This is a genomic window from Pseudomonas sp. P8_229 (genome assembly GCF_034008635.1).
Classification (GTDB): Bacteria; Pseudomonadota; Gammaproteobacteria; order Pseudomonadales; family Pseudomonadaceae; genus Aquipseudomonas.
Window position 1 is genome coordinate 1,137,119 of the sequence record NZ_CP125378.1, and the last position, 21,146, is coordinate 1,158,264.

Below are 21,146 nucleotides of genomic sequence, written 5' to 3' on the forward strand. Positions count from 1 at the left end.
TTTTAGGACCCATTGGAAGTTGAAGTTGCAAAATACAGCTGCGCCATGCCCTCTATTGGCCTATCCAGGCCCCGGGGCGTGCGCGGTGCGCAAATGTTGCACGATCAACGGCAGCATTGCCATTGATTACTGCCCCACTGCCCGACTCTTTCATACCGGCTGCCGCATAGGGACGACGTGAATTGCGCGGGCGAATTGTCTGGAACGCTTTGTGAAAATTTCGTTCAACGCATATCTGGAAACACAATATAGCGACAAAACAAAAACGCCCCGAATCGATCGGGGCGTTTTGCGCAAAGCGCGAGGATTACTTCTCGGCGCGTTCTTTCAGGGATTTAAGGGTGTTGAACGGCGCGTCGACCACAAACTTGTTGGCAATCATGCTCGGCACGCTGCCGCCTGGCTCGGTGTGTACCTGATAAGTCACTTCGACCTGATCACCTTTGGGCACGAACTTCCAGAAACCTTTGACCTGGGCGACACGGACAAAGCCTTTCTCTTCGGGAATGTACTTCGGTACGCCTTCGAGGTTGCGGGTCAGGCTGCCATCGGCACCTTCAACGGTGGTGATGTGCAGCACCGAATCACGCGGAGTCACTGGCCACGGCGTATTGAACTGGGTGTAGGTCCAGCTCTGATCGCCTTCATGCTTGAGCAGCTTCTGGGTCTTGCACTCGTGAATCCAGGCGCAAGCTGCGGACACGTCTTCCTGCAAGGCACGCAGTTTGGCAACGGTGGTCTTCATCAGGGCAACACCCTGATAGGACTTGTAATCGGAACCCGGCACTTCGGCCAGCGAGACCTTGATCCCGTCCTGCTCCTTGGCGACTTTCCAGTCCTCGGCCTGAGCAACCGAAGTGGCCAGCACGGCCGTCAAACCACACAACACAGCGATACGATGCAGCGAACCCATAGTCTTATTCCTTATTGTTGAAGTTCCGTTCGTTTGACACATCACGCCGCTGTCATCTGCTCCCACCAGCCGATCAGTTTGATCGCTTCTTCCGAGCTGCTGCCACAGACTTCGACATCAGCCGCGAAGCCGGAACAGACCGCCGGACGCTCCGGTTGACCGAAAATATTGCACAGGTTTTCGACCGACAGCTGCACGCAACGTTCGCCGGCGGGTTTGCCATTGGGCATGCCCGGAATGGCAGAACTGATGGAAGGGGCAATACAGCAAGCGCCACAGCCTTCACGGCATTTCATGACGAGCAAGTCCTCGCGACGGGCAATGTGTTAAAGAGACACGGACAGAGTAACCGCTAAAACGGTTGTTTCAAATTCCCTGAACCGGGGTTTTTACCGATAACTGAATGTGACTGACCAGTCTCCGACAAAGCGTCTGGTCTGCGGGTCACGGATCGATTGAATTTACTGCTTGAACTCGAAATCCAGCGCTGCGCCTTCGACTTCGCGGCGTTCTTCGTTGCGCAGTTGCAACTGCATTTCGTTGCTGAGCAGACGGCCGTTGAGCTGGAATCCGCTGTTCTTCTCGCCAAACATCTGCGGCAGGATCGCGTCGTGTTTGGGCATCGGCACGGTACCGGCCGGTTTGAGCTGCTGGACCATGTCCTTGGGCAGGCTCAGATCCAGCTTGGCTGGCGGCAATCTGGTTTTCACCACCTCACTGGCCGGTTTCGACTTGGAAGCGACCGGAGGCCGTTTCTTCACCGGGGCGGTTTTCTTCTGCTGGGCCTTTTTATCCTGAGCATTCTTATCTGCTGCGGCTTTTTTGCTGGCGACCGCTTTGCTCACCGGGGCAGACGTTGCGGTTTTTTCCTGAACGGCGGCTGCCAAGACACCGGGCACGTGGCCCATCGTCAACACACCAAGCAAAATCCAGGCGGCAGGAAAAATCGCTTTCATGAACCCAACAACACTAACGGCAGAGGGCCATATGCTCGCTTGTTGAGCGTCACAAGACAAGCACGACGCACCGCTCGTTCAAAATCCGCCAGCAGTTTCCTGGCACAGTTGAGTCGCCAGTAAACCGAGGGTCATCAGCGCCCTTTCCGCCTCGCGATTCCACGGTGTGCCGCAATTGAGGCGGATACAGTGATTGAACTGCTCGGTATTACTGAAGATCAGCCCCGGCGCGATGCTGATGCCCTGCTGCAATGCGCGCACGTGCAATTCCTGGGTATTGACCCTGCCCGGCAGACTCACCCAGAGGATGAAACCGCCGGTGGGCCGGGTCATTTGCGTGCCTTCGGGGAAGTACTGCTGCACCGCCAGCTGGAAGGCGCTGAGGTTTTTTCGGTATTCCTGGCGGATGTACCGTAAATGCCGGTCATAACCGCCATTTTCCAGATAAGCGGCTATCGCCATTTGCGTCACGCTGCACGCCGAGTGCGTGGTGAACGTCTGCAGGCGCTGGATTTCCTGCTGATACTTGCCGGCAATCATCCAGCCGACACGCACTCCCGGCGACAACGTTTTGGAGAAGCTCGAGCAGTAGATCACCCGGTCGAGCCGGTCATAGGCTTTCAGGGCTTTGGTGCGGCCCTGTTCGAACATCAATTCGCCATAGATGTCATCTTCGACAATCTGGATATCGAAGTCCGAGGCCAGACGCAGCAATTGTTTCTGCCGCTCTTCGGGCATGGTGCCGCCCAGTGGATTACTCAGTCGCGTGGTCAGCACCAGCGCCTTGATCGACCATTGGTTGGCGGCCAGTTGCAAAGCCTCAAGGCTCATGCCGGTGGCTGGATCGCTGGGAATCTCGATCACTTTCAGGCCCAGCAGGTCGGCCAGTTGCAGCAAGCCGTAATAGGTCGGCGACTCGGCGGCAATCAGGTCACCCGGACGGGTCAACACGCGCAACGACATCTGCAACGCATCGACACAACCGTGGGTAATCACCACTTCTGACGGATCGACCACGACGCCGGCGTCGCGCATGCGGATAGCCACTTGCCGGCGCAACGGTTCAAAACCGGGGCTGAACATGTAACTGAATGCCCGCGGGCTATGGAAACGGGTGACTTTGGCCAATTGCTGATGCAGGGCGCGAACCGGCAAATATTCGACACTCGGCACCGCCGCGCCCAAGGGAAATACGCCTTCGCGACGCGATTCGACCAACACTTGCTGAATGATGCTGGCGCGAGTGACCAGCCCTGGCCGTTCGACCCGGGCGATATCCGGCGTCGGCGCCGTCAGCGCCGGTGTCTGGTGCACGTAGTAACCGGACTGCGGCCGCGCACGGATCAGGCCCTGGTCTTCGAGATTGGCGTAAGCCTGCAACACCGTCGCATGGCTGACATTGAGCTGCGAACTCATCTTGCGCACCGACGGCACGCGTTCCCCGGGCTGATAGACGCCACGGCGGATGTCTTCAGCCAGTTGTTGAGCAATACGTTGGTAGAGCAAGAGATTGGTCATGACGCAGCACTCGATTTCACGGGCATTTTATTCTTGTATGAAACAATACCGGAACAGTTTAGAAGTGTACTGGGACAGTTGCCACTTTAGTCAACCATACAGTGCGGTGTCAGCTACAACTGTATGGATTTGCGCGCCAATCGACAGACGTAAAAAAGCCCGGCGCTGCATGACAGCCCGGGCTTTCCAGAGACGCAGCCCTCAGCGGGCGGCGCCGAGCTGGCCTTTTTCGTCGGAGAACACAATTTCCACCCGACGATTCTGTGCCCGCCCGCGCTCGGAAGCGTTGGCGTCCACCGGGTACTCGTCGCCGTAACCTTCGACCTGAATGCGCTTGTCCTCGATGCCGAGGTCCATCAGCACATCGGCCACCGCTTGTGCGCGATCACGCGACAGCTTGAGGTTTTCCTGTTTGCCGCCGGTGCTGTCGGTGTAGCCCTCGATACGCACCACGCGTTTCGGGTTGAGCTGCAGGAACTGCACAATTTTCAACACTACGCGGTTAGCCGAGTTCTTCAGCTCCGCTTCGCCGGTGTCGAACAGCACATCGCCGAGGGTCATCACCAGGCCGCGATCGGTCTGAGTAGTGGCCAGCGCGACGATCTGCTCTTCGAGCCACTTGCCCTGCTGCTGCACGCTCAGCAGTTTGGACTCGCGAAGGGCCAGTTGCAGGCGCTGGCGTTCCAGCTCGAGCTTCGCCGCACGCTCTTCGTTGAGCACCAGAGTGGTGTGCTCGCGGGCGATTTCGCTGTAGCGCTGGCTCAGGTAAGCGTAATGCGCAACGTCCCAGCCGCTGCCCCAATAGGTCGACAGCCGATCGGCCCGGGCCAGCGACTCACCCGCGCGGATCACGTCTTTCGGCGCGATGCGCAGCACGTTGGAGTCTTCCTTGACCTTCTGGAAGTCGCTGCTGGCCTGCTGCAGGGCGGCTTCGCTGTGTTGGCCGGCGCAGCCGTAGAGGCTCGCGCAACCGGCCAGAATCAGTCCGCCGAGGGCTTTTGACTTGAGGTTCATTGGGCATCTCCCAGTTGCTTGCGCAGACGGATGATGCGGGTGTTCAGCACATTCAATTGCTCTTCGCTCTTTTGCGTCAGCACTTTGGCTTCGGCCAGACGCGCATCCAGCTCGGCCTGCTCGGAACGCATGCGCGCGTTCTTGAACGACTCATCGGCCATGTTGCCCTTGGCCCGGTTGAACTTGTCTTCGGCCAGTTTCATTTCCGGCATTTCATCGGCGGTCGCACCCACGGCCTTGGCCTGGGCGATGGCCTGCTCGGTCAGACGCATTTGTTCATTGGGTGCCGGATCGTTGGCGCAGCCGGCCAGGGCCAGAACGGCCATGGCCGCGAAAAGAGGTCGAATACTCACTAAGAATCCCTACTGTTTTGGGGCACTGACAGATGGCTGCGGCTGTTGCTGCTGCGCCTTCCAGCGCTCGATGTTGCGTTGCAGCGCGGCTTCGGTCAGTCCGGACGCGGGCAATTCTGTCATCTTTTTAGCGAGCTGTCCGCGCAACCACGGATCGTTGCAGGCCGAGTTGTGCGAAACCGCGAGGAACAGGCCCGGTCGGTCGATCGGTTGCTCGAAGGCCAGCAGGTCATTGGCCATGCCCAATGCCTGCGCGGCAGCCATGCCCGAGTAGCGCCCGGCGAGTACATATTCCACTTCACCCAGCAGAAGTTTCTGAAAGGCCTGAGTGATGTTTGCCGTGCGCGTCAGGGTCAGATTCTGCTCGGCGAAAGTACCGAATTCGTGAGTCATTCGAGACTTTTCCGACAGTCCGCCAGTGTGCCCGTGCAGGTCTTTGGCTTCGCGGTAGATCAGCGTCGAGCCTTTGCGCGTCCACACCAGGTAGTCGTTTTCCAGCAGTGGCGGATAGATGTAGTCGAGGTTTTCCAGCTCGTTGAACATCAGCGGCGTGTCGGCCAGCATGTCCATGCGCCCACTGCGCACCTCATCGAGGGCCTGCGCGCGTTTGCCGGCGTAAAGCAGCTCGACCTTGATGCCGAGGTCCTTGGCCACTTGCTGCAACAGGTCGGCACTGGCGCCGATCAACTGTTTAGGGTTCTGCGGGTCCTGCCACAGGTACGGCGGTGCGTCCGGGCTGCCGGTAACGACGAGGCGCTCGCATTTGCCGGCAGCCGCAGCCATCCCCGGCAAGAGGATCAATCCCAATAACAACCTGCGGCGCAGATCCATGGCAACACGCTCCACTCAAATCCGAAACAAAAAAAAGCCCGACCAGAAGGCCGGGCTCTTTATAAGTGAAGCCGCCGGATTAGACCAGCTTCTCCAGCTCAGGGACTGCTTCGAACAGATCCGCCACCAGGCCGTAATCGGCCACCTGGAAGATCGGCGCTTCTTCGTCCTTGTTGATCGCAACGATCACCTTGGAGTCTTTCATGCCGGCCAGGTGCTGAATCGCGCCGGAGATACCGACGGCGATGTACAGCTGAGGCGCAACGATCTTGCCGGTCTGACCGACCTGCATGTCGTTCGGAACGAAACCTGCGTCGACCGCGGCGCGCGAAGCACCGACGGCAGCGCCCAGCTTGTCGGCCAGGGCGTACAGGTGTTTGAAGTTGTCGCCGTTCTGCATGCCGCGGCCGCCGGAAACGACGATCTTGGCAGCAGTCAGTTCAGGACGATCGGACTTGGCCAGTTCTTCGCTGACGAAGCTGGAAGTGCCGGCGTCGTGCGCAGCAGCAACCGCTTCAACAGCAGCCGAACCACCTTCAGCAGCAACCGGGTCGAAACCGGTGGCACGTACGGTGATCACTTTGATTGGAGCAGTCGACTGCACGGTAGCGATGGCGTTACCGGCGTAGATCGGGCGCTTGAAGGTGTCAGCGCTTTCCACCGAGATGATCTCGGAGATCTGGTCAACGTCCAGTGCAGCGGCTACGCGCGGCAGGATGTTTTTGCCGTTGGAAGTGGCGGCAGCCAGGATGTGGCTGTAACCCTTGCCCAGCTCAGCAACCAGCGGAGCAACGTTTTCTGGCAACTGATGCGCGTAAGCGGCATTGTCAGCATTCAGGACTTTACTCACACCAGCGATTTTTGCCGCAGCTTCAGCCACGGCGCCAGCGCCTTGACCTGCAACCAGCACGTGGATGTCGCCGCCGATTTTGGCAGCAGCAGCAACAGTGTTCAGCGTGGCCGGGGCCAGCACTTTGTTGTCGTGTTCAGCAATAACCAAGATAGTCATTTAGATTACCTTCGCTTCGTTTTTCAGTTTCTCGACCAGTTCAGCCACCGACTTGACCTTGATGCCCGCGCTGCGTGCAGCCGGCGCTTCGACTTTCAGGGTCTTGTTGGTGGAAGCGGTGGAAACGCCCAACGCGTCCGGAGTCAGCACTTCGAGAGGCTTCTTCTTGGCTTTCATGATGTTTGGCAGGGACGCGTAGCGCGGCTCGTTCAAACGCAGGTCGGTGGTGACGATGGCCGGCAGTTTCAGCGAAACGGTCTGCGCGCCGCCGTCGATTTCGCGGGTCACGGCAACGCTGTCGCCGGAGACTTCGACTTTCGAGGCGAAAGTGCCCTGACCGTAGCCGCTCAATGCAGCGAGCATCTGACCGGTCTGGTTGTTGTCGCTGTCGATGGCCTGTTTGCCCAGGATCACCAGTTGAGGCTGTTCCTTGTCGACCACTGCCTTGAGCAGCTTGGCCACGGCCAGCGAAGTCAGGTCTTCAGCGGATTCGACGAGGATGGCGCGGTCGGCACCCAGAGCCAGTGCGGTACGCAGCTGTTCCTGAGCGGTGGACGGGCCGATGGAGACGACGACGATTTCAGTCGCAACACCTTTCTCTTTCAGGCGTACGGCTTCTTCCACTGCGATTTCGCAGAACGGGTTCATCGACATCTTGACGTTGGCGAGATCGACGCCGGAATTGTCCGCCTTGACGCGAACCTTGACGTTGTAATCCACAACGCGTTTGACAGCTACAAGAACCTTCATGGATTCCTCGTTACTCTCCGGTGAAAAGAAAGTCGCCTAGGCGAACCTGGCGGTTGATGCTCATCGGGCACAAGGGCACCTCTAAAAACGCCGGCTGGGGGCGATGACCGTTCGTCAGTGGTGACCAACAAGTCATGGATCTGCACGGTGTGTAAACTGCGCGCCGGACCTGCGCTGCGCATCACCTTCAACTGCCTGTGCCCTGTCTTTAGAGGTGCTCTTGAAACCGCCAGTCTGCCTACGACGAGCGCAAAACCGCCCGTATCTTGACCGGAACGCCTATTCCGGTCAATACGGCAAAATGGTCGTTCATAAGCCGCGCTTCTTTGATTTCTCTGGGCTGGAGCCAATTCAAACAAACGTTTGTATTGGACGCTCGGAGTGGTGTAGATATAATGCGCCGCCTAGAGAGAAAGTTGGTTTGCCCATTATTACCCTTGACGTTAACGTAAAGGCAATAACGGATGCGACACCGAACCTCCAAATTAGAAAAAAAACTGTTGAGCCTTGAGTAGGAGATAGCCTGTGGAACGCGAATACATGGAATTCGACGTGGTCATCGTCGGTGCCGGCCCCGCTGGCCTGTCCGCCGCCTGCCGTCTGAAGCAGAAGGCCGCCGAAGCCGGTAAGGAAATCAGCGTCTGCGTGGTCGAAAAAGGCTCCGAAGTCGGCGCACACATCCTTTCCGGCGCCGTATTCGAACCACGCGCTCTGAACGAACTGTTCCCGGACTGGAAAGAACTCGGCGCCCCGCTGAACACTCCGGTCACCCGCGACGATATTTTCGTGCTGAAAAACGCCGAAAGCGCGCAGAAAATCCCTGACTTCTTTGTGCCCAAGACCATGCACAACGAAGGCAATTACATTATTTCCCTGGGTAACCTGTGCCGCTGGCTGGCTCAGCAGGCCGAGAACCTGGGCGTGGAAATCTACCCGGGCTTCGCCGCTCAGGAAGCATTGATCGACGAAAGTGGCATCGTGCGCGGGATCATCACCGGTGATCTGGGCGTCGACCGTGAAGGCAACCCGAAAGAAGGCCTGTACACCCCGGGCATGGAACTGCGTGGCAAGTACACGCTGTTCGCCGAAGGCTGCCGTGGCCACATCGGCAAGCAACTGATCAAGCGCTACAACCTCGACAGCGATGCCGACGCCCAGCACTACGGCATCGGCCTGAAAGAAATCTGGGAAATCGACCCGGCCAAACATCAGCCAGGCCTGGTGGTGCACACCGCCGGCTGGCCGCTGGACATCATGGGCACCGAGAACACTGGTGGCTCGTTCCTCTATCACCTGGAAAACAACCAGGTCGTGGTCGGTCTGATCGTTGACCTGTCCTACAGCAACACTTACCTGTCGCCGTTCGACGAGTTCCAGCGCCTCAAGCATCACCCGGTGCTGGCTCAGTACCTGGAAGGCGGCAAGCGCATCAGCTACGGCGCTCGCGCAATCTGCAAAGGTGGCCTGAACTCGCTGCCGAAAATGGTCTTCAAGGGCGGCGCGCTGATCGGCTGCGACCTCGGCACCCTGAACTTCGCCAAGATCAAGGGCAGCCACACCGCGATGAAGTCCGGCATGCTTGCCGCAGAATCGGTAGCTGACGCTCTGTTCGCTGAAAAGGACGGCACTGAAGAGCTGACGTCCTACGTCGACGCGTTCAAAAAGAGCTGGCTCTACGACGAACTGTTCGCCAGCCGCAACTTCGGCCCGGCGATCCACAAGTTCGGCGCGATCGTCGGCGGTGGTTTCAACTGGCTGGACCAGAACATCTTCGGCGGCAAACTGCCGTTCACCCTGCACGACACCAAGCCGGATTACGCTTGCCTCAAGCTCGCGGCCGACTGCAAGAAAATCGACTATCCGAAGCCGGACGGCAAACTCAGCTTCGACAAACTGAGCTCAGTGTTCATCTCCGGTACCAACCACGAAGAAGAACAGCCTTGCCACCTGAAGCTGACCGACCCGAGCATCCCGATCAGCAAGAACCTGCCGCTGTACGACGAACCGGCGCAGCGCTACTGCCCGGCCGGTGTGTACGAAGTGATCACCAAGGAAGACGGCGAGAAGCGCTTCCAGATCAACGCTCAGAACTGCGTGCACTGCAAGACCTGTGACATCAAGGATCCTTCGCAGAACATCACCTGGGTCACGCCGGAAGGCGCCGGCGGCCCGACTTACCCGAACATGTAAGTCGTATAGCTGAACAACGAGGCTCCCGAATTGGGGGCCTTTTTGTTGCTCATAGCTTTTTGTTTCACCACAAAACTACTGTAGGAGTGAGCCTGCTCGCGATAGCGTTGTATCAGCCAGCATCATCGTTGACTGACACACCGCTATCGCGAGCAGGCTCACTCCTACAAAGGATTTGTGCAGACTCAGGCAACGCGTTCGTCACCCGGGCTGCGCTCGAAGTAGCGCTTGTACTCGCGACTGAACTGCGACGTGCTCTGATACCCCACCCGATGCGCGACCTGCGCCACGCCCAGCCCCTCGGCGATCAGCAAGGTCTGCGCCTTGAGCAACCGCAAGCGCTTCAGGTACTGCACCGGCGACAGCAACGTGCTGCGCTTGAAGTGCTCGTGGAAGGTCGAAACACTCATGTTGGCGCAACTGGCCAGGGTCTCGACATTCAGCGGCTCGGTGTAATGCGCATGCAGATGACTGATCGACGCCGCAACCCGGGCGAACTGTCCCTGCTGCTCGACCAGCGCGCGCAACACATCGGCCTGCGGCCCGCGCAACGCAGTGAACAACAATTCACGCACCCGCGCCGGCCCGAGAATCTGCCGCTCCAGCGGATCGTGCAGGCAGCGTAACAAGCGTTCGACGCAGCCGCGCATGTCATCGTCGAGCACCACCGAGGTCATCGACTCCGGCGTTTGCGCCGGGATATGCCGCCCGGGCGCCAGCCCCATGGTCAGTACCAGCTCGCCGAGCAGCACCCGGTCGATCGCTACCGACACCCCCAGCAACGGCGCATCCGGCAAGGCAAAGGTTTCGCACTCGAATGGCACCGGCAGCGCCTGAATCAGGTAGTGCCCGGCGCCATATTCCATAGTGCGCGGACCGAGGAACGCCAGCTTGCTGCCCTGGGCGATGATCATCAGGCTCGGCTCATAAATGTGCGGGCCACGCGCGACGTCACAACTGGCGCGCAACACCTGCACACCGGGCAGCCCGGTCTGGCTGTAACCGTCGCGGAGCGCCAGCGGTTCGATCAGCGAAACCAGCGTGGCATTGGCATCAAGGTGGCGGGTCAACTGCATCGGAGGGGTCTTCAAAAAAGTCACGGAAAAAGGCATGCAAGCATCATCGCAGATCCTTTTGCCAATGCGCTCGCCCAGACCTGCATGCCGGAGGATTAGGCATGAGAGCCGGAGGAATCGTCATGGCCGCAGCGGCGGACGACGCCCAGAATGCGCCACCTCACCTGTCACTGCTTCTGCGAGGTTCCTCATGTACACCGCTATCGGTTATGCCGCCCAATCGGCCACCACCCCCCTCGCCCCAATGAAATTCGAACGCCGCAGCCCTCGCGCTGACGACGTGGCGATCGAGATCCTGTACTGCGGCGTCTGCCACTCCGACATCCACCAGGCGCGCAACGAATGGGGCATCGCCGTGTATCCGCTGATGCCCGGCCACGAGATCGTCGGAAAAGTCACCGCCGTCGGTGCCAGCGTCACTCAACATAAAGTAGGCGATCTGGTCGGTGTCGGCTGCATGGTCGACTCCTGCCGCACCTGCGCTGCCTGCCAGCAGAACCTCGAGCAATACTGCCTCGAAGGCCCGACCATGACTTACGCCACCCCGGATCGGGTCGATGGCAGCAACACCATGGGCGGCTACTCGGACAGCATCGTCGTCAGCGAGCACTTCGTGGTGCGCATCCCGGAGAAACTCGACCTGGCCAGCGCCGCGCCGATCCTTTGTGCCGGCATCACCACCTACTCGCCGCTCAAGCACTACGGGGTCAAGGCTGGCGACAAGGTCGGGATTCTCGGCATGGGTGGCCTTGGCCACATGGGCATCAAGTTCGCCAAAGCGATGGGCGCCGAAGTCACACTGTTCACCCGCTCGGCGAGCAAAGCCGAGGAAGGTCGCCGTCAGGGCGCCGACCATGTGATCATCTCCACCGATGCCGAACAGATGGCCGCCGCCGCAGGTCAATTCGACTTCCTGCTCGACACCATTCCGGTGCAGCACGACCTCAACCCGTACCTGCAAACCCTGCGCTTTGATGGCGTGCACATTCTGGTCGGGCTGATCGAGCCGATCGACCCGCCGGTGCATGCTGCCAATCTGGTGCTGGGCCGCCGGGTGCTGGCCGGTTCGTTGATCGGGGGCATCGCCGAAACCCAGGAAGTGCTGGATTTCTGCGCCGAGCACAACATCACCTGCGATATCGAAATGCTCGACATCCGCCAGATCAACGAGGCTTACGCCCGCATGATCGCCGGTGACGTGAAGTACCGCTTCGTGATCGACATGGCGACGCTGAAGCTTTAATCCTTCAAGGTTCGTACCTTCAAGGCTTATACCTTCAAGCCAAGCTCCGCCGACAGCCGGGCTGTGACCCCTTTGATCAGGGGGATCAGCTCGGCCATTTTTTCCAGCGGCATGTACGGCACGGTGCTGGCGATGCTGATCGCCGCCACAATGCGCTTGCTCGCATCGCGAATCGGCGCCGCCACGCAGCGGATCGACGGTTCATTGTCTTCCAGATCGAACGCGTAGCCGCCAGCCACGTACTCGGTCATGCGCTGCTCAAGCTGTTCCCACGACTGTTGGGGATGCTGCGGCCAGAACTGACTTTTCCCACCCGCCGGCAGGCTGATGTCGTACAGCCGCTGCCAATCCTGCGGCGCATCGTCGAGCATCAAGGCCTTGCCGATCCCGGTGCGCGCCAGCGGCATGCGATGGCCGACCCGCGAACGCATTTCCGGGCCATTGCGCCCCGGATTCTTCAGCAGGTACAAGACCTCGTCGCCTTCACGAATGCCCAAGTGCACGGTGTCGCCGGTCAGGGCCGACAACTCGTCCAGATACGGCCCGGCCAGACTCACCAGCGGCAACTCTTCGCGCGCCTGAAACCCCAGCTCGATCAGCTTCGGCCCCAGCAGATAGCCGATTTGCGGCACCACGCGCAGGTAGCGCTCGTCCACCAGGCAACTGGCCAGACGATGGGTGGTGCTGCGCGTGGTGCCGATCAGCCGGGCGATCTCTTTCAGATCGCGGGCGCCACTGGCCACCGCCTGCACCACACCCAATCCGCGAAGCAGCGTCTGGGTGCCGGTGGGTGCGGCGTCCTTGGTTTTTTCCGGGGCGTCTTCCTGCATATCCAGCCTTTACCGTTGAGCGAGGGAACGGGCGGCATTATGGTCGCCCGATGTGGACCACTACAACTCGATACGCTCGACCTTGCCCACCAACAGCACGTAGGACAACGCACCGATCAAGGCCAGCACGGCGATATAGGTGATCGCCGGGGCAAACGAATCGCCGCTGGCGAGAAAACCGATGACGATCGGCGTGGCAATTGCCGACAGGTTGCCGATGAAGTTGAACACCCCGCCGGTCAGCCCCAGCAACCGCGCCGGCGCCAATGTCGAGACCAGCGACCAGGTGATCGACGCCAGCCCGTTGCCGAAAAACGCCAGCGCCAGGAAGGCGATCACCAGCGGTGTCGACTCGACAAAGTTGGCGCCAATGATCGAGGTGGAAATCAACAGCCCGCCGATGATCGGCAACTTGCGCGCAAAGCCCACACTGCAGCCACGCCGAATCAGCAAGTCGGAAAAGAACCCCGAACACAGCACGCCAATGAACGCGGCGAGAAACGGCAGCGACGCCAGTAGCCCGGACTTGATGAAGTCCATGCCACGGTATTTCACCAGGTAGGTCGGGAACCACGTCAGGAAAAACCACAGCGTCGAGTTCAGGCAGAACTGGCCCAGGTAGATGCCCCACAACTTGCGTTTGGTCAGGACTATACCCAGATCGGTCCAGCTGAATCTGGCTTTGACCTTGGCGGTGTCGGCCTGGATATCCACCAACCCGCCGCCCTCGCGAATCAGCTCGATTTCGCCTTCGTTGGCGCCCTTGAAATCTCGCGGCTCGCGATACACCGCGTACCAGATCGCCGCCCAGACAATCCCCGCCGCACCGGTGGCGACGAACACCATGTGCCAGCCGAACTCATGTTGCAGCCAGGCCAGCACCGGGGTCAGAAATGCCAGCCCGACAAACTGCCCGGAGGTGTAGAAACCAATCGCCGTGGCCCGTTCGCGCTCGGGAAACCAGGTGGTCACCACGCGGCTGTTGATCGGATAAGCCGGAGCTTCCAGCGCGCCGACCGCCATGCGCAGCACAAACAGTGCGATGAAACTCGCGGCAAAGCCGAGCATCACCGTGGCCAGCGACCACAGCAACAGCGCGACGCTGTACAGAATACGCGGCGGCACCCGATCTACCAGCCAACCGCCGGGGATCTGCATCGCGGCGTAGGTCCAGCCGAACGCGGAGAAAATCAGCCCGACGTGAACGGGATCGATGCCCAGCTCGCTGGTCAGCGCGGGCGCGGCAATCGACAGATTGCTGCGGTCGAGGTAGTTGATGACCACGGTGATGAACAGCAACACCATGATGAAAAACCGCTTGCGGCTGGGCGTGACTAAAGACGCCTGCCCGGTGAGGGTTTGCGGTGGCATGGGGAGTGCCTCTTCTTATGATTATTGAGGTCGGCCTATGGCCTGATCGTTCCCACGCTCCGCGTGGGGATGCAGCCCGGGACGCTCTGCGTCCCAAAAGCGGACGCAGAGCGTCCATTGAGGCATTCCCACGCAGAGCGTGGGAACGATCTCATCGGGTGTGTCAGGCAGGACTCACCACTCGGCGAAGCTGCCATCGGCATGGCGCCAGATCGGGTTGCGCCAGCGGTGGCCGACGGCGGCGCGTTCGATCACGTATTCCTCATTGATCTCGATGCCCAGCCCCGGCCCGTTCGGGATCTTCACGAAGCCTTTGTCGTAATCGAACACCCGTGGATCCTTCACGTAGTCGAGCAAGTCGTTGCTCTCGTTGTAATGGATGCCCAGGCTCTGTTCCTGGATAAACGCGTTGTAACAGGCCGCGTCGAGTTGCAGACACGCCGCCAGCGCAATCGGCCCCAGCGGACAATGCAGCGCCAGCGCCACGTCGTAGGCTTCGGCCATGTTGGCGATCTTGCGGGTTTCAGTGATGCCGCCGGCGTGCGAGGCATCCGGCTGGATGATGTCGACGTAACCTTCGCTCAACACCCGTTTAAAGTCCCAACGCGAGAACAGCCGCTCACCGAGGGCAATCGGCGTGCTGGTCAGCGGCGCCAGCTCCTTCAGTGCTTCGTAGTTTTCGCTGAGCACCGGTTCTTCGATGAACATCAGCTTGTACGGATCGAGTTCCTTCATCAGCACCTTGGCCATCGGTTTATGCACCCGACCATGAAAGTCGACACCGATACCGACGTTCGGCCCGACCGCGTCACGCACAGCGGCGACGTTGGCCAATGCCAGATCGACTTTCTCGAAGGAATCGAGGAACTGCAGCTCTTCGGTGCCGTTCATTTTCACCGCCGTGAAGCCACGGCTCACCGCCTCTTGAGCCGCACGCGCGGTGTCGGCTGGACGGTCACCGCCGATCCACGAATACACGCGAATCTTGTCGCGCACCTGACCACCGAGCAGATCACTAACCGACACCCCGAGCGCCTTGCCCTTGATGTCCCACAGCGCCTGATCGATACCGGCCAGCGCACTCATATGAATCGCGCCGCCACGGTAGAAGCCGCCGCGATACAGCACAGTCCAGATGTCTTCGATATTGCGTGGGTCTTTACCGATCAGGTAGTCGGACAATTCCTCGACCGCAGCGGCGACGGTGTGGGCGCGCCCTTCAACCACGGGCTCGCCCCAACCGGTCACACCTTCGTCAGTTTCGACCTTGAGGAAGCACCAGCGCGGCGGCACGATGAAGGTGGTGAGTTTGGTGATTTTCATCTCTGCTCTCTTTTGTAAATGCAGCTCTTATTAGGTGCAGCGCACGCAGCGCCAAAAAGTCTTAGCGAAGCGCCTTCCACGCAGCCACGTAGGCCTTGGCGCTCACCGCCACTTGCTCCGGCGTCATGCCCGGTTTGAACAGGCCGGAACCGAGGCCGAAACCTTTCACGCCGGCATCGATAAACGCCTGCATGTTGTCCGGCGTGATCCCGCCGACCGGCGCCAGCACCGTCCCCGCTGGCAACACCGCCAGCCAGGCCTTGACCACCGCCGGGCCCATCTGCTCGGCCGGAAACAGCTTGAGAATGTCCGCGCCCTCCTCCAGCGCCGCGAAGGCTTCGGTCGGCGTGGCGACACCCGGCGACAGAAACAGCCCTGCCGCTTTTGCTGCGCGTAAAACCTTGGCATCACTGTGCGGCATGACAATCACTTGGCCGCCGGCTTCTTTCACCCGCTCAACCTGCTCCGGCGTCAGCACCGTGCCGGCACCGATCAGGCAATCGGCGGGCAAGGTCTTGCGCAGAATGCGGATACTTTCGTACGGCGAAGGGGAATTGAGCGGTACTTCGATGACGCGAAATCCGGCTGCATACAGGACTTCTCCGACAGCGCCGGCTTCCTGCGGATGCAGGCCACGCAGGATCGCGATCAGACCGTTTTGCGCCAGTGCTTGCTTGAGCATGTCAGGCCTCCAGTCAGGGTTAACGGGATGAGGAATCGATCAGTCCGGCGGCGAGCGCCAATTGCCACAGCCCACGCTCGGTGGCCTGTTCGGCCAGGGTTACCCGGGCGAAACCGCAGGCGTCGAGCGCACGGCTGTAGCGGGCGCACAACTGCGTGTTGCCGATGAGGATGATCGAAGGAAGCTGTGCACTGTTGCGACGGCGCCGTTGCACGGTGGCTAACGCTGCCAACTCGTGGCCGATCAGCAGGCCGGACAGATAATCCGGTTGCGCGGTAGCGCCGAGTTCACCGGTCAGGCCCAGGCTGCGGGCGCTGAACAGGGTCGACAGCACGCCGATCTCGCCTTCCGACGACTGCGCCACCTGCACGCCGCGATCGAATGCCTCGGCGTCGAACGTCCTGCTGTGCTGTTGAGTACGGCCGAGAATGCTGTGCTCACTGAGCACGGCGAACACTTCGCCGGTCATGAAGGTGTCGAAGCGAGTGATGCAGCCGTCGGCCACTTCCACCCATTTCGAATGACTGCCCGGCAGGCCGATCAACAGATCATTGCCCGCCTCGACCGGCAGATTCTGCAGGACGCCGAGGACCTGGGTTTCTTCGCCGCGCATCACGTTCGGCAGCGCCGAACGCTGAATCACACCCGGTACGATATGCACATCGACACCGCGAAGACTGCCAACGGTTTGCAGGGATTTTCCGAGATCGGCGACGTTGGCCGGCGTATCGCGGTAGGACGCTTCGCGCCAGCCTTGAGCGCTGCCGACCATGCCACAGGCAATCACCGGCAAATCGGGTTGCGCATCGAGCCAGTCGCCGCACGCCTCGTCGAACGCCAGTTCAAAACCATCGGCGCATTCACGACCGTTGATGACTCGCGGCGTCTTCGGCAACTGCATGATCCCGAACGACAGCGACCGCTGCGCCAGCACCTGCCCGCCCGCCGCGAGTTTGTAAGCACGTAGGGAGGTCGTCCCCCAATCGAGCGCGATCAATTGCGCCAGCATCGCTTCACCTGTTTTGTTATTGGCAGTGAGTGAGCTGGACTATAGACCTCTCAGGCGGGAAATCTCAATATGTAATTTTACATCCCATATTTTGGGACACCCTCAATCCAAGGCGTCCATCGCTCGACAGGGTCCAGGTTCTTTTTGAGGATGACGCTCAATGATTCATGCTCACTCGCTCCCACCTCATGCGTACGACCCTGTTCGTCGGCTATGCCTGGCTCCTGACGTCCATCTCCTCGAATGATGATGTATGCCGCCTGCGGCGCAGGCGTTCTCTCTGCTTCTGAAACAATCCGCAATTTCGTCCTGTTCGGCGCAAAGGAGGCCAACATTCCGGCATAGGGCAAATCACTGCATAGCCCGAGACTGTCGATCCGGTCATATCCTGCTGCCAATTCATAGCGCCAACGCACGATGCACACCGACGCAAGTGGCAGCAATGAACGCGGCTGGTCAGAGGTTTTAAGCGAGACACGCGACGGTGCCACACGAGGGTTTTCCAACTGGGCAATGAATCGCGACGTGGGGATGTACATGACTCTTGAGTAGTAGGCGACATACGGAAACGCGGTGATCACCACCTTGCATGGAATGTATTCCTGCGGTTCGAGGATCTGCACCAATTCAACGGGCCTGACCCACTCCCGGCCGTCGTTGAGGGCGTGATTCTTCAGGTTGATCCTTGCAAACATCTCATACCGGCGGTCGCCTTCGATCAAACGCATTTCACTGACCGTCCCCGAAGCTTCCAGAGCGATCTGATGTTCGACGGAAAAATTCAGGTCACCCTTCAACGAGCAATGAATCGAGGTTCCAATCTGGCCCCTCAATCCATGCACTTCATACAAATCGATGAGGTTTCGGTCAGAGGTGAAACGCAGATCGTACAAGGAAGAAAATGCGTGATTGATCGAGACAAATTCAAGCCGGGCAGGTGGAACGTCGAGATGCAGGCAGGATGAACACATCAAGAAACTACTCAACAGCAGCCATTTGTAGATACGTAAGTTCAACGTTCCTCCTCCTTAGTCAGAACGCGAACAAAATCGGAGGCTGGAACACCCATTGGTCTTGAGTAATAACGCCCATAGCCATAAGCGGAGGCATAAAACCGGCATGCCAAAGCATTGTGAGAATTCAACAACCCCAAGAGCTCTTTCGAAGAAATGAAGGTATTCGAGCCGTACTCATGGTCGGTATGAACCGCAATCAGCTCCGCCGAGTACTGATACCTGGTCTGTGAGTCCTTGCGATCAACTTCAACCATCATGCCATCCAGATAGTCTGACTCACCCTGCCTTTCAGAGAGTTCCACTTTTGCGCCCAGATAGCAGGCCAACCCTTCATAGGTCTGGTTTCTACCAGCATTGACGTCGAAGAATTTCAGCAAATCCTTATCCGAAGAAAACCGGACATTAAAACGTTCGTAACCAGGTACATAGCTTACAGACTCAAACTGTATATCTATGGGCGGCACTGGCGGGTTTTGCGTGCAAGCACTGCACAAAAACAACAAACTCACACCTATATATTTTCTCAAAATGCATTCCGTCAATACTGAGCCTTCGCGTTCAACAGTTCTTTGCTAGGGAGGTGCATAAGGTTAGAGAAGTAAGTCGTGTACGTTGTGGAATGAACCCGAAACAAACAAACGATAGAGTCTTTTTTGAGTAAGAAAGGGGCCAAAGTATCTCCTTGCAGATATCGCTCACCACCACTACTTTTTTCAGACTCACTAAAAATCACGTTAGCCCTGTAAAGCGCTGGCTCAGCCGACACCTTCTCAACCAAACCAAATCCCGATTGCTTTATATGATGTGCTTGAGAAAAATCCAGATCATCGCTGAGCGAGCAAACCAGTCCCTCACCAATATAAGACTTGAACAACCCAAGAATTTCCACATCCGAAGTAAAATAAACTTGATACATATCAGTATCACGAAACCTTTCAACTTTCGAAAACTGGAGCGTGGCGATTGGCCGACCATGATATAAAGAGCAACCAGAGACGACCAACATCAGAAACATCAGGAATATTTTTCTCATCAAATTTTCCTCTTGGTGTTATCAAGTATCGACTCATTAAATATCTGCCGAGCAGTCATTCCATTCGATAATGGTTGCACGAACATCAAGTTCGCATCCGCATGATTTATATCAACCCGCCCCATAACGTCCGGCCCCTCAGTGATTTCCCATTGTTCCCCAAAATCAGCAACAAGGTCAGAAAAATTCCAGTCCTTGGCAGCGGCTCTGATATTCACCCAATAATCCGCTTTCGGCTTGGGCTCTTGCCTATATATTTTCGAGATTCCATAAACGATTTTCCCGTGCCCCACGGGGTCTAAAGTCACAAGCATTTTCACTTTAAAACCACGATCGGTTAAAACGGCAGATAGATGAGCACCGTTCCAGCCGCCCAGACTATGACCAATTATATAAACTGCGGTATCGCAGCTATTAATTTCTTCGATAACATTCTTATTCAGATCCTCTTCACTCATAAAGTGATTGTATCCGAGTGAGCGCGACTTGCAGTACTGTGTAACTCCAAGCGGCCTCGCATCTTCAGTGGTTATTTTTTTAACGTAGTCAACGTTATAGTTCGGCCCAGTGACATAATATCGCTCTTGATCACCCGCTCCACCAACAAAAAATATCATGACATCGGGAATACTAACTGAGACCTGCTTGACTGTCTGATCGGTCTTGCAAGTTAGCACGTGACTTTTAACTTCCCTTTTCGCTACGGGAGCAACTGGCGCTTCAGCTACCACACCTCCATCAGCCATTTTTATTTACTCCACAAACAATTTAATGGTTTCAGCCAAATGCGAACTGACGGTATGCGTAAATCCCGAAGCATCCGTAATGCCATGTTCTTCACTGCCGTCACCACGCTGGATTGTGTAGGGGTGATAAGGAACAGGCTCTCCGGTCGAATCATTCACTACTTGCAATCTGTCTGTGAAATGCACCGGCATCGGCAACAACCCACTAAACGCCGCCCCTCCCCCGCTCTGTCCAATAATCACCGTCCCCGACCCACCGACCACGACATTGCCGTGCCCGCCAGTGCTGTCGAGCATCGCGGCGTTCAGGCCGTTGATGAATACCGTGGCGGAAACACCGCCGGTAATCGGGCTGCCGCACGCCGATTTATCGGTCATGCGCGCAGCGGGGAGTCCATCGAAGAACACGTCCGGCGAGCCGGAGACGATCGGGTTGTTGCCGTGGCCTGGCAGTGGGCAGGCGGTTGGGTCGGTGACGCGGGCAGCGGGTTTACCACTCAATTCAAAGCTCCTTGCTTCAGAGGTTCCGGGTGAGGCTGATAGAAGTCGACATCGGTCGCGGCGAAACGCCAGCGGTTGTCGACGGAATCAAACAGCGCGTGACAATGCTCGCGACTGTTCGGGGGGGTGAGGGTTTGCAGTTGTTGCCAGGATTCGTCGGCATGCCAGTGCAATTCGGCGGCGGTGGCGTCGTCGAGTTGGTTGAGCCAGGTGTTGTAACCGGTCAGCCGATGCAGTTCGTAGGTGGTTTGCAGCAGTTCGGCCATTTGCGGGCCGAAATCCAGATAGCGTTCGGCCGTCCAGCGGCCAGTTTCCGAGTAGACATACCAGCCCATCGGCGACAGCACGCCTTGGTGAAAAATCGATTGCCCGGCGGGTGCGATAAACCCGCAGCACACGTGCAGGGTCAGCCAGCCTTGATGCGCGTCGATGAACCCGTTCGGATCGAACGTGCGCAGCGGTATCACGCGGTAGTCGTCGTAGCCCGCGCTACGCGCCATCAGCTCGGCATCGAGCCGCGAGACAAACGCACGGATGGCTTTGCCACCGAGGCGGTTGACGGTGCAGAGGATGTCCACCGGTTGGCGATTAGGGTTGTCGCTTGAGCCGAGGTTTCTGACCAGACCGTACAGGCGGATCGACGCCCGTAGTCCGCTCATCGCTGGTCACTCGTTGACGCAGCGAAGGCTCCACGGGCGTGGAAAAATTGTGCCAGAGGCATTGCAGGTGTCGTCCGTGAGCGCGCAAAAATGGCGCGTAGAATGCCGGACTAGAGCGGTGAC

At 58.5% G+C, this 21,146-nt stretch carries 23 protein-coding genes; 2 read left to right on the plus strand and 21 right to left on the minus strand.

Annotated features, from left to right (window positions below):
- Nucleotides 1–307: 307 nt before the first annotated feature.
- From QMK55_RS05005 to QMK55_RS05045, 9 genes are all read right to left on the minus strand, one after another.
- Nucleotides 308–913, minus strand: a complete 606-nt coding sequence (locus tag QMK55_RS05005; protein WP_102354110.1) for an START domain-containing protein — start codon at nucleotides 911–913, stop codon at nucleotides 308–310.
- Between the two features lie 41 nt (nucleotides 914–954).
- A complete protein-coding gene (locus QMK55_RS05010) occupies nucleotides 955–1,209 on the minus strand; it encodes a YkgJ family cysteine cluster protein (protein ID WP_102354111.1) in 255 nt (84 codons plus the stop codon).
- A 165-nt stretch (nucleotides 1,210–1,374) separates the two neighbouring features.
- Nucleotides 1,375–1,869 (minus strand): translation initiation factor 2, encoded by a 495-nt coding sequence (locus QMK55_RS05015; protein ID WP_320328782.1) that lies wholly within the window; start codon nucleotides 1,867–1,869, stop codon nucleotides 1,375–1,377.
- A gap of 78 nt (nucleotides 1,870–1,947) precedes the next feature.
- Nucleotides 1,948–3,387 carry a PLP-dependent aminotransferase family protein gene (locus tag QMK55_RS05020; RefSeq protein WP_064588649.1) on the minus strand — a complete coding sequence of 480 codons (1,440 nt, stop codon included), beginning with the start codon at nucleotides 3,385–3,387 and terminating at the stop codon, nucleotides 1,948–1,950.
- A 201-nt stretch (nucleotides 3,388–3,588) separates the two neighbouring features.
- Complete coding sequence (locus QMK55_RS05025; RefSeq protein ID WP_102354113.1) at nucleotides 3,589–4,401, minus strand: OmpA family protein; 813 nt, start codon at nucleotides 4,399–4,401, stop codon at nucleotides 3,589–3,591.
- Complete coding sequence (locus tag QMK55_RS05030) at nucleotides 4,398–4,754, minus strand: DUF4398 domain-containing protein (protein ID WP_174823771.1); 357 nt, start codon at nucleotides 4,752–4,754, stop codon at nucleotides 4,398–4,400. The genes QMK55_RS05025 and QMK55_RS05030 overlap by 4 nt, the downstream gene beginning before the upstream one ends.
- A gap of 9 nt (nucleotides 4,755–4,763) precedes the next feature.
- On the minus strand, nucleotides 4,764–5,585 hold the full coding sequence (locus QMK55_RS05035; protein ID WP_320328783.1) for a substrate-binding periplasmic protein: 822 nt from the start codon (nucleotides 5,583–5,585) through the stop codon (nucleotides 4,764–4,766).
- Between the two features lie 79 nt (nucleotides 5,586–5,664).
- Nucleotides 5,665–6,594, minus strand: coding sequence for an electron transfer flavoprotein subunit alpha/FixB family protein (locus tag QMK55_RS05040; RefSeq protein WP_086794169.1), 930 nt, complete (start codon nucleotides 6,592–6,594; stop codon nucleotides 5,665–5,667).
- A complete protein-coding gene (locus tag QMK55_RS05045; RefSeq protein WP_003226982.1) occupies nucleotides 6,595–7,344 on the minus strand; it encodes an electron transfer flavoprotein subunit beta/FixA family protein in 750 nt (249 codons plus the stop codon).
- A 525-nt stretch (nucleotides 7,345–7,869) separates the two neighbouring features.
- On the opposite strand from QMK55_RS05045, the gene QMK55_RS05050 reads away from it, so the two are divergent.
- On the plus strand, nucleotides 7,870–9,534 hold the full coding sequence (locus QMK55_RS05050; protein ID WP_102354117.1) for an electron transfer flavoprotein-ubiquinone oxidoreductase: 1,665 nt from the start codon (nucleotides 7,870–7,872) through the stop codon (nucleotides 9,532–9,534).
- Nucleotides 9,535–9,719: 185 nt separating this feature from the next.
- Here the strand turns inward: QMK55_RS05050 and QMK55_RS05055 are convergent, their stop codons facing one another.
- A complete protein-coding gene (locus QMK55_RS05055) occupies nucleotides 9,720–10,610 on the minus strand; it encodes an AraC family transcriptional regulator (protein ID WP_320328784.1) in 891 nt (296 codons plus the stop codon).
- Nucleotides 10,611–10,800: 190 nt separating this feature from the next.
- On the opposite strand from QMK55_RS05055, the gene QMK55_RS05060 reads away from it, so the two are divergent.
- Complete coding sequence (locus tag QMK55_RS05060) at nucleotides 10,801–11,853, plus strand: NAD(P)-dependent alcohol dehydrogenase (protein ID WP_320328785.1); 1,053 nt, start codon at nucleotides 10,801–10,803, stop codon at nucleotides 11,851–11,853.
- Between the two features lie 26 nt (nucleotides 11,854–11,879).
- On the opposite strand, the gene QMK55_RS05065 is transcribed toward QMK55_RS05060, so the two are convergent.
- From QMK55_RS05065 to QMK55_RS05115, 11 genes are all read right to left on the minus strand, one after another.
- Complete coding sequence (locus QMK55_RS05065; RefSeq protein WP_096794901.1) at nucleotides 11,880–12,683, minus strand: IclR family transcriptional regulator; 804 nt, start codon at nucleotides 12,681–12,683, stop codon at nucleotides 11,880–11,882.
- 60 nt (nucleotides 12,684–12,743) lie between these two features.
- Nucleotides 12,744–14,054, minus strand: a complete 1,311-nt coding sequence (locus tag QMK55_RS05070) for an MFS transporter (protein WP_102354120.1) — start codon at nucleotides 14,052–14,054, stop codon at nucleotides 12,744–12,746.
- Between the two features lie 174 nt (nucleotides 14,055–14,228).
- On the minus strand, nucleotides 14,229–15,377 hold the full coding sequence (dgoD, locus tag QMK55_RS05075) for a galactonate dehydratase (RefSeq protein ID WP_102354121.1): 1,149 nt from the start codon (nucleotides 15,375–15,377) through the stop codon (nucleotides 14,229–14,231).
- Nucleotides 15,378–15,438: 61 nt separating this feature from the next.
- Entirely contained in the window at nucleotides 15,439–16,059 is a 621-nt protein-coding gene (locus QMK55_RS05080; protein ID WP_320328786.1) for a 2-dehydro-3-deoxy-6-phosphogalactonate aldolase, read from the minus strand.
- Nucleotides 16,060–16,078: 19 nt separating this feature from the next.
- The gene (locus QMK55_RS05085; RefSeq protein WP_320328787.1) at nucleotides 16,079–17,068 is read right to left on the minus strand and encodes a 2-dehydro-3-deoxygalactonokinase; all 990 of its coding nucleotides are present in this window, start codon (nucleotides 17,066–17,068) and stop codon (nucleotides 16,079–16,081) included.
- A gap of 77 nt (nucleotides 17,069–17,145) precedes the next feature.
- On the minus strand, nucleotides 17,146–18,084 hold the full coding sequence (locus QMK55_RS05090; RefSeq protein WP_320328788.1) for a hypothetical protein: 939 nt from the start codon (nucleotides 18,082–18,084) through the stop codon (nucleotides 17,146–17,148).
- Entirely contained in the window at nucleotides 18,081–18,593 is a 513-nt protein-coding gene (locus QMK55_RS05095; protein ID WP_320328789.1) for a hypothetical protein, read from the minus strand. The genes QMK55_RS05090 and QMK55_RS05095 overlap by 4 nt, the downstream gene beginning before the upstream one ends.
- A 29-nt stretch (nucleotides 18,594–18,622) precedes the next feature.
- Nucleotides 18,623–19,117 (minus strand): hypothetical protein, encoded by a 495-nt coding sequence (locus QMK55_RS05100; protein ID WP_320328790.1) that lies wholly within the window; start codon nucleotides 19,115–19,117, stop codon nucleotides 18,623–18,625.
- On the minus strand, nucleotides 19,117–19,863 hold the full coding sequence (locus QMK55_RS05105) for an alpha/beta hydrolase (RefSeq protein WP_102354126.1): 747 nt from the start codon (nucleotides 19,861–19,863) through the stop codon (nucleotides 19,117–19,119). Before QMK55_RS05105 ends, QMK55_RS05100 begins: the two co-directional genes overlap by 1 nt.
- Before the next feature lie 6 nt (nucleotides 19,864–19,869).
- Nucleotides 19,870–20,364 (minus strand): PAAR domain-containing protein, encoded by a 495-nt coding sequence (locus QMK55_RS05110; RefSeq protein WP_102354127.1) that lies wholly within the window; start codon nucleotides 20,362–20,364, stop codon nucleotides 19,870–19,872.
- Nucleotides 20,361–21,023 (minus strand): hypothetical protein, encoded by a 663-nt coding sequence (locus QMK55_RS05115; protein ID WP_320328791.1) that lies wholly within the window; start codon nucleotides 21,021–21,023, stop codon nucleotides 20,361–20,363. The genes QMK55_RS05110 and QMK55_RS05115 overlap by 4 nt, the downstream gene beginning before the upstream one ends.
- Nucleotides 21,024–21,146 lie beyond the last annotated feature (123 nt).

Excerpts from the sequence above, each read along its gene's own strand:
- QMK55_RS05005 (WP_102354110.1), bottom strand. The coding sequence starts at position 913 with ATGGGTTCGCTGCATCGTATCGCTGTGTTGTGTGGTTTGACGGCCGTG.
- QMK55_RS05010 (WP_102354111.1), bottom strand. The coding sequence starts at position 1,209 with ATGAAATGCCGTGAAGGCTGTGGCGCTTGCTGTATTGCCCCTTCCATC.
- QMK55_RS05015 (WP_320328782.1), bottom strand. The coding sequence starts at position 1,869 with ATGAAAGCGATTTTTCCTGCCGCCTGGATTTTGCTTGGTGTGTTGACG.
- QMK55_RS05020 (WP_064588649.1), bottom strand. The coding sequence starts at position 3,387 with ATGACCAATCTCTTGCTCTACCAACGTATTGCTCAACAACTGGCTGAA.
- QMK55_RS05025 (WP_102354113.1), bottom strand. The coding sequence starts at position 4,401 with ATGAACCTCAAGTCAAAAGCCCTCGGCGGACTGATTCTGGCCGGTTGC.
- QMK55_RS05035 (WP_320328783.1), bottom strand. The coding sequence starts at position 5,585 with ATGGATCTGCGCCGCAGGTTGTTATTGGGATTGATCCTCTTGCCGGGG.
- QMK55_RS05040 (WP_086794169.1), bottom strand. The coding sequence starts at position 6,594 with ATGACTATCTTGGTTATTGCTGAACACGACAACAAAGTGCTGGCCCCG.
- QMK55_RS05045 (WP_003226982.1), bottom strand. The coding sequence starts at position 7,344 with ATGAAGGTTCTTGTAGCTGTCAAACGCGTTGTGGATTACAACGTCAAG.
- QMK55_RS05055 (WP_320328784.1), bottom strand. The coding sequence starts at position 10,610 with ATGCAGTTGACCCGCCACCTTGATGCCAATGCCACGCTGGTTTCGCTG.
- QMK55_RS05060 (WP_320328785.1), top strand. The coding sequence starts at position 10,801 with ATGTACACCGCTATCGGTTATGCCGCCCAATCGGCCACCACCCCCCTC.
- QMK55_RS05065 (WP_096794901.1), bottom strand. The coding sequence starts at position 12,683 with ATGCAGGAAGACGCCCCGGAAAAAACCAAGGACGCCGCACCCACCGGC.
- QMK55_RS05070 (WP_102354120.1), bottom strand. The coding sequence starts at position 14,054 with ATGCCACCGCAAACCCTCACCGGGCAGGCGTCTTTAGTCACGCCCAGC.
- dgoD (WP_102354121.1), bottom strand. The coding sequence starts at position 15,377 with ATGAAAATCACCAAACTCACCACCTTCATCGTGCCGCCGCGCTGGTGC.
- QMK55_RS05080 (WP_320328786.1), bottom strand. The coding sequence starts at position 16,059 with ATGCTCAAGCAAGCACTGGCGCAAAACGGTCTGATCGCGATCCTGCGT.
- QMK55_RS05085 (WP_320328787.1), bottom strand. The coding sequence starts at position 17,068 with ATGCTGGCGCAATTGATCGCGCTCGATTGGGGGACGACCTCCCTACGT.
- QMK55_RS05100 (WP_320328790.1), bottom strand. The coding sequence starts at position 19,117 with ATGAGAAAAATATTCCTGATGTTTCTGATGTTGGTCGTCTCTGGTTGC.
- QMK55_RS05105 (WP_102354126.1), bottom strand. The coding sequence starts at position 19,863 with ATGGCTGATGGAGGTGTGGTAGCTGAAGCGCCAGTTGCTCCCGTAGCG.
- QMK55_RS05115 (WP_320328791.1), bottom strand. The coding sequence starts at position 21,023 with ATGAGCGGACTACGGGCGTCGATCCGCCTGTACGGTCTGGTCAGAAAC.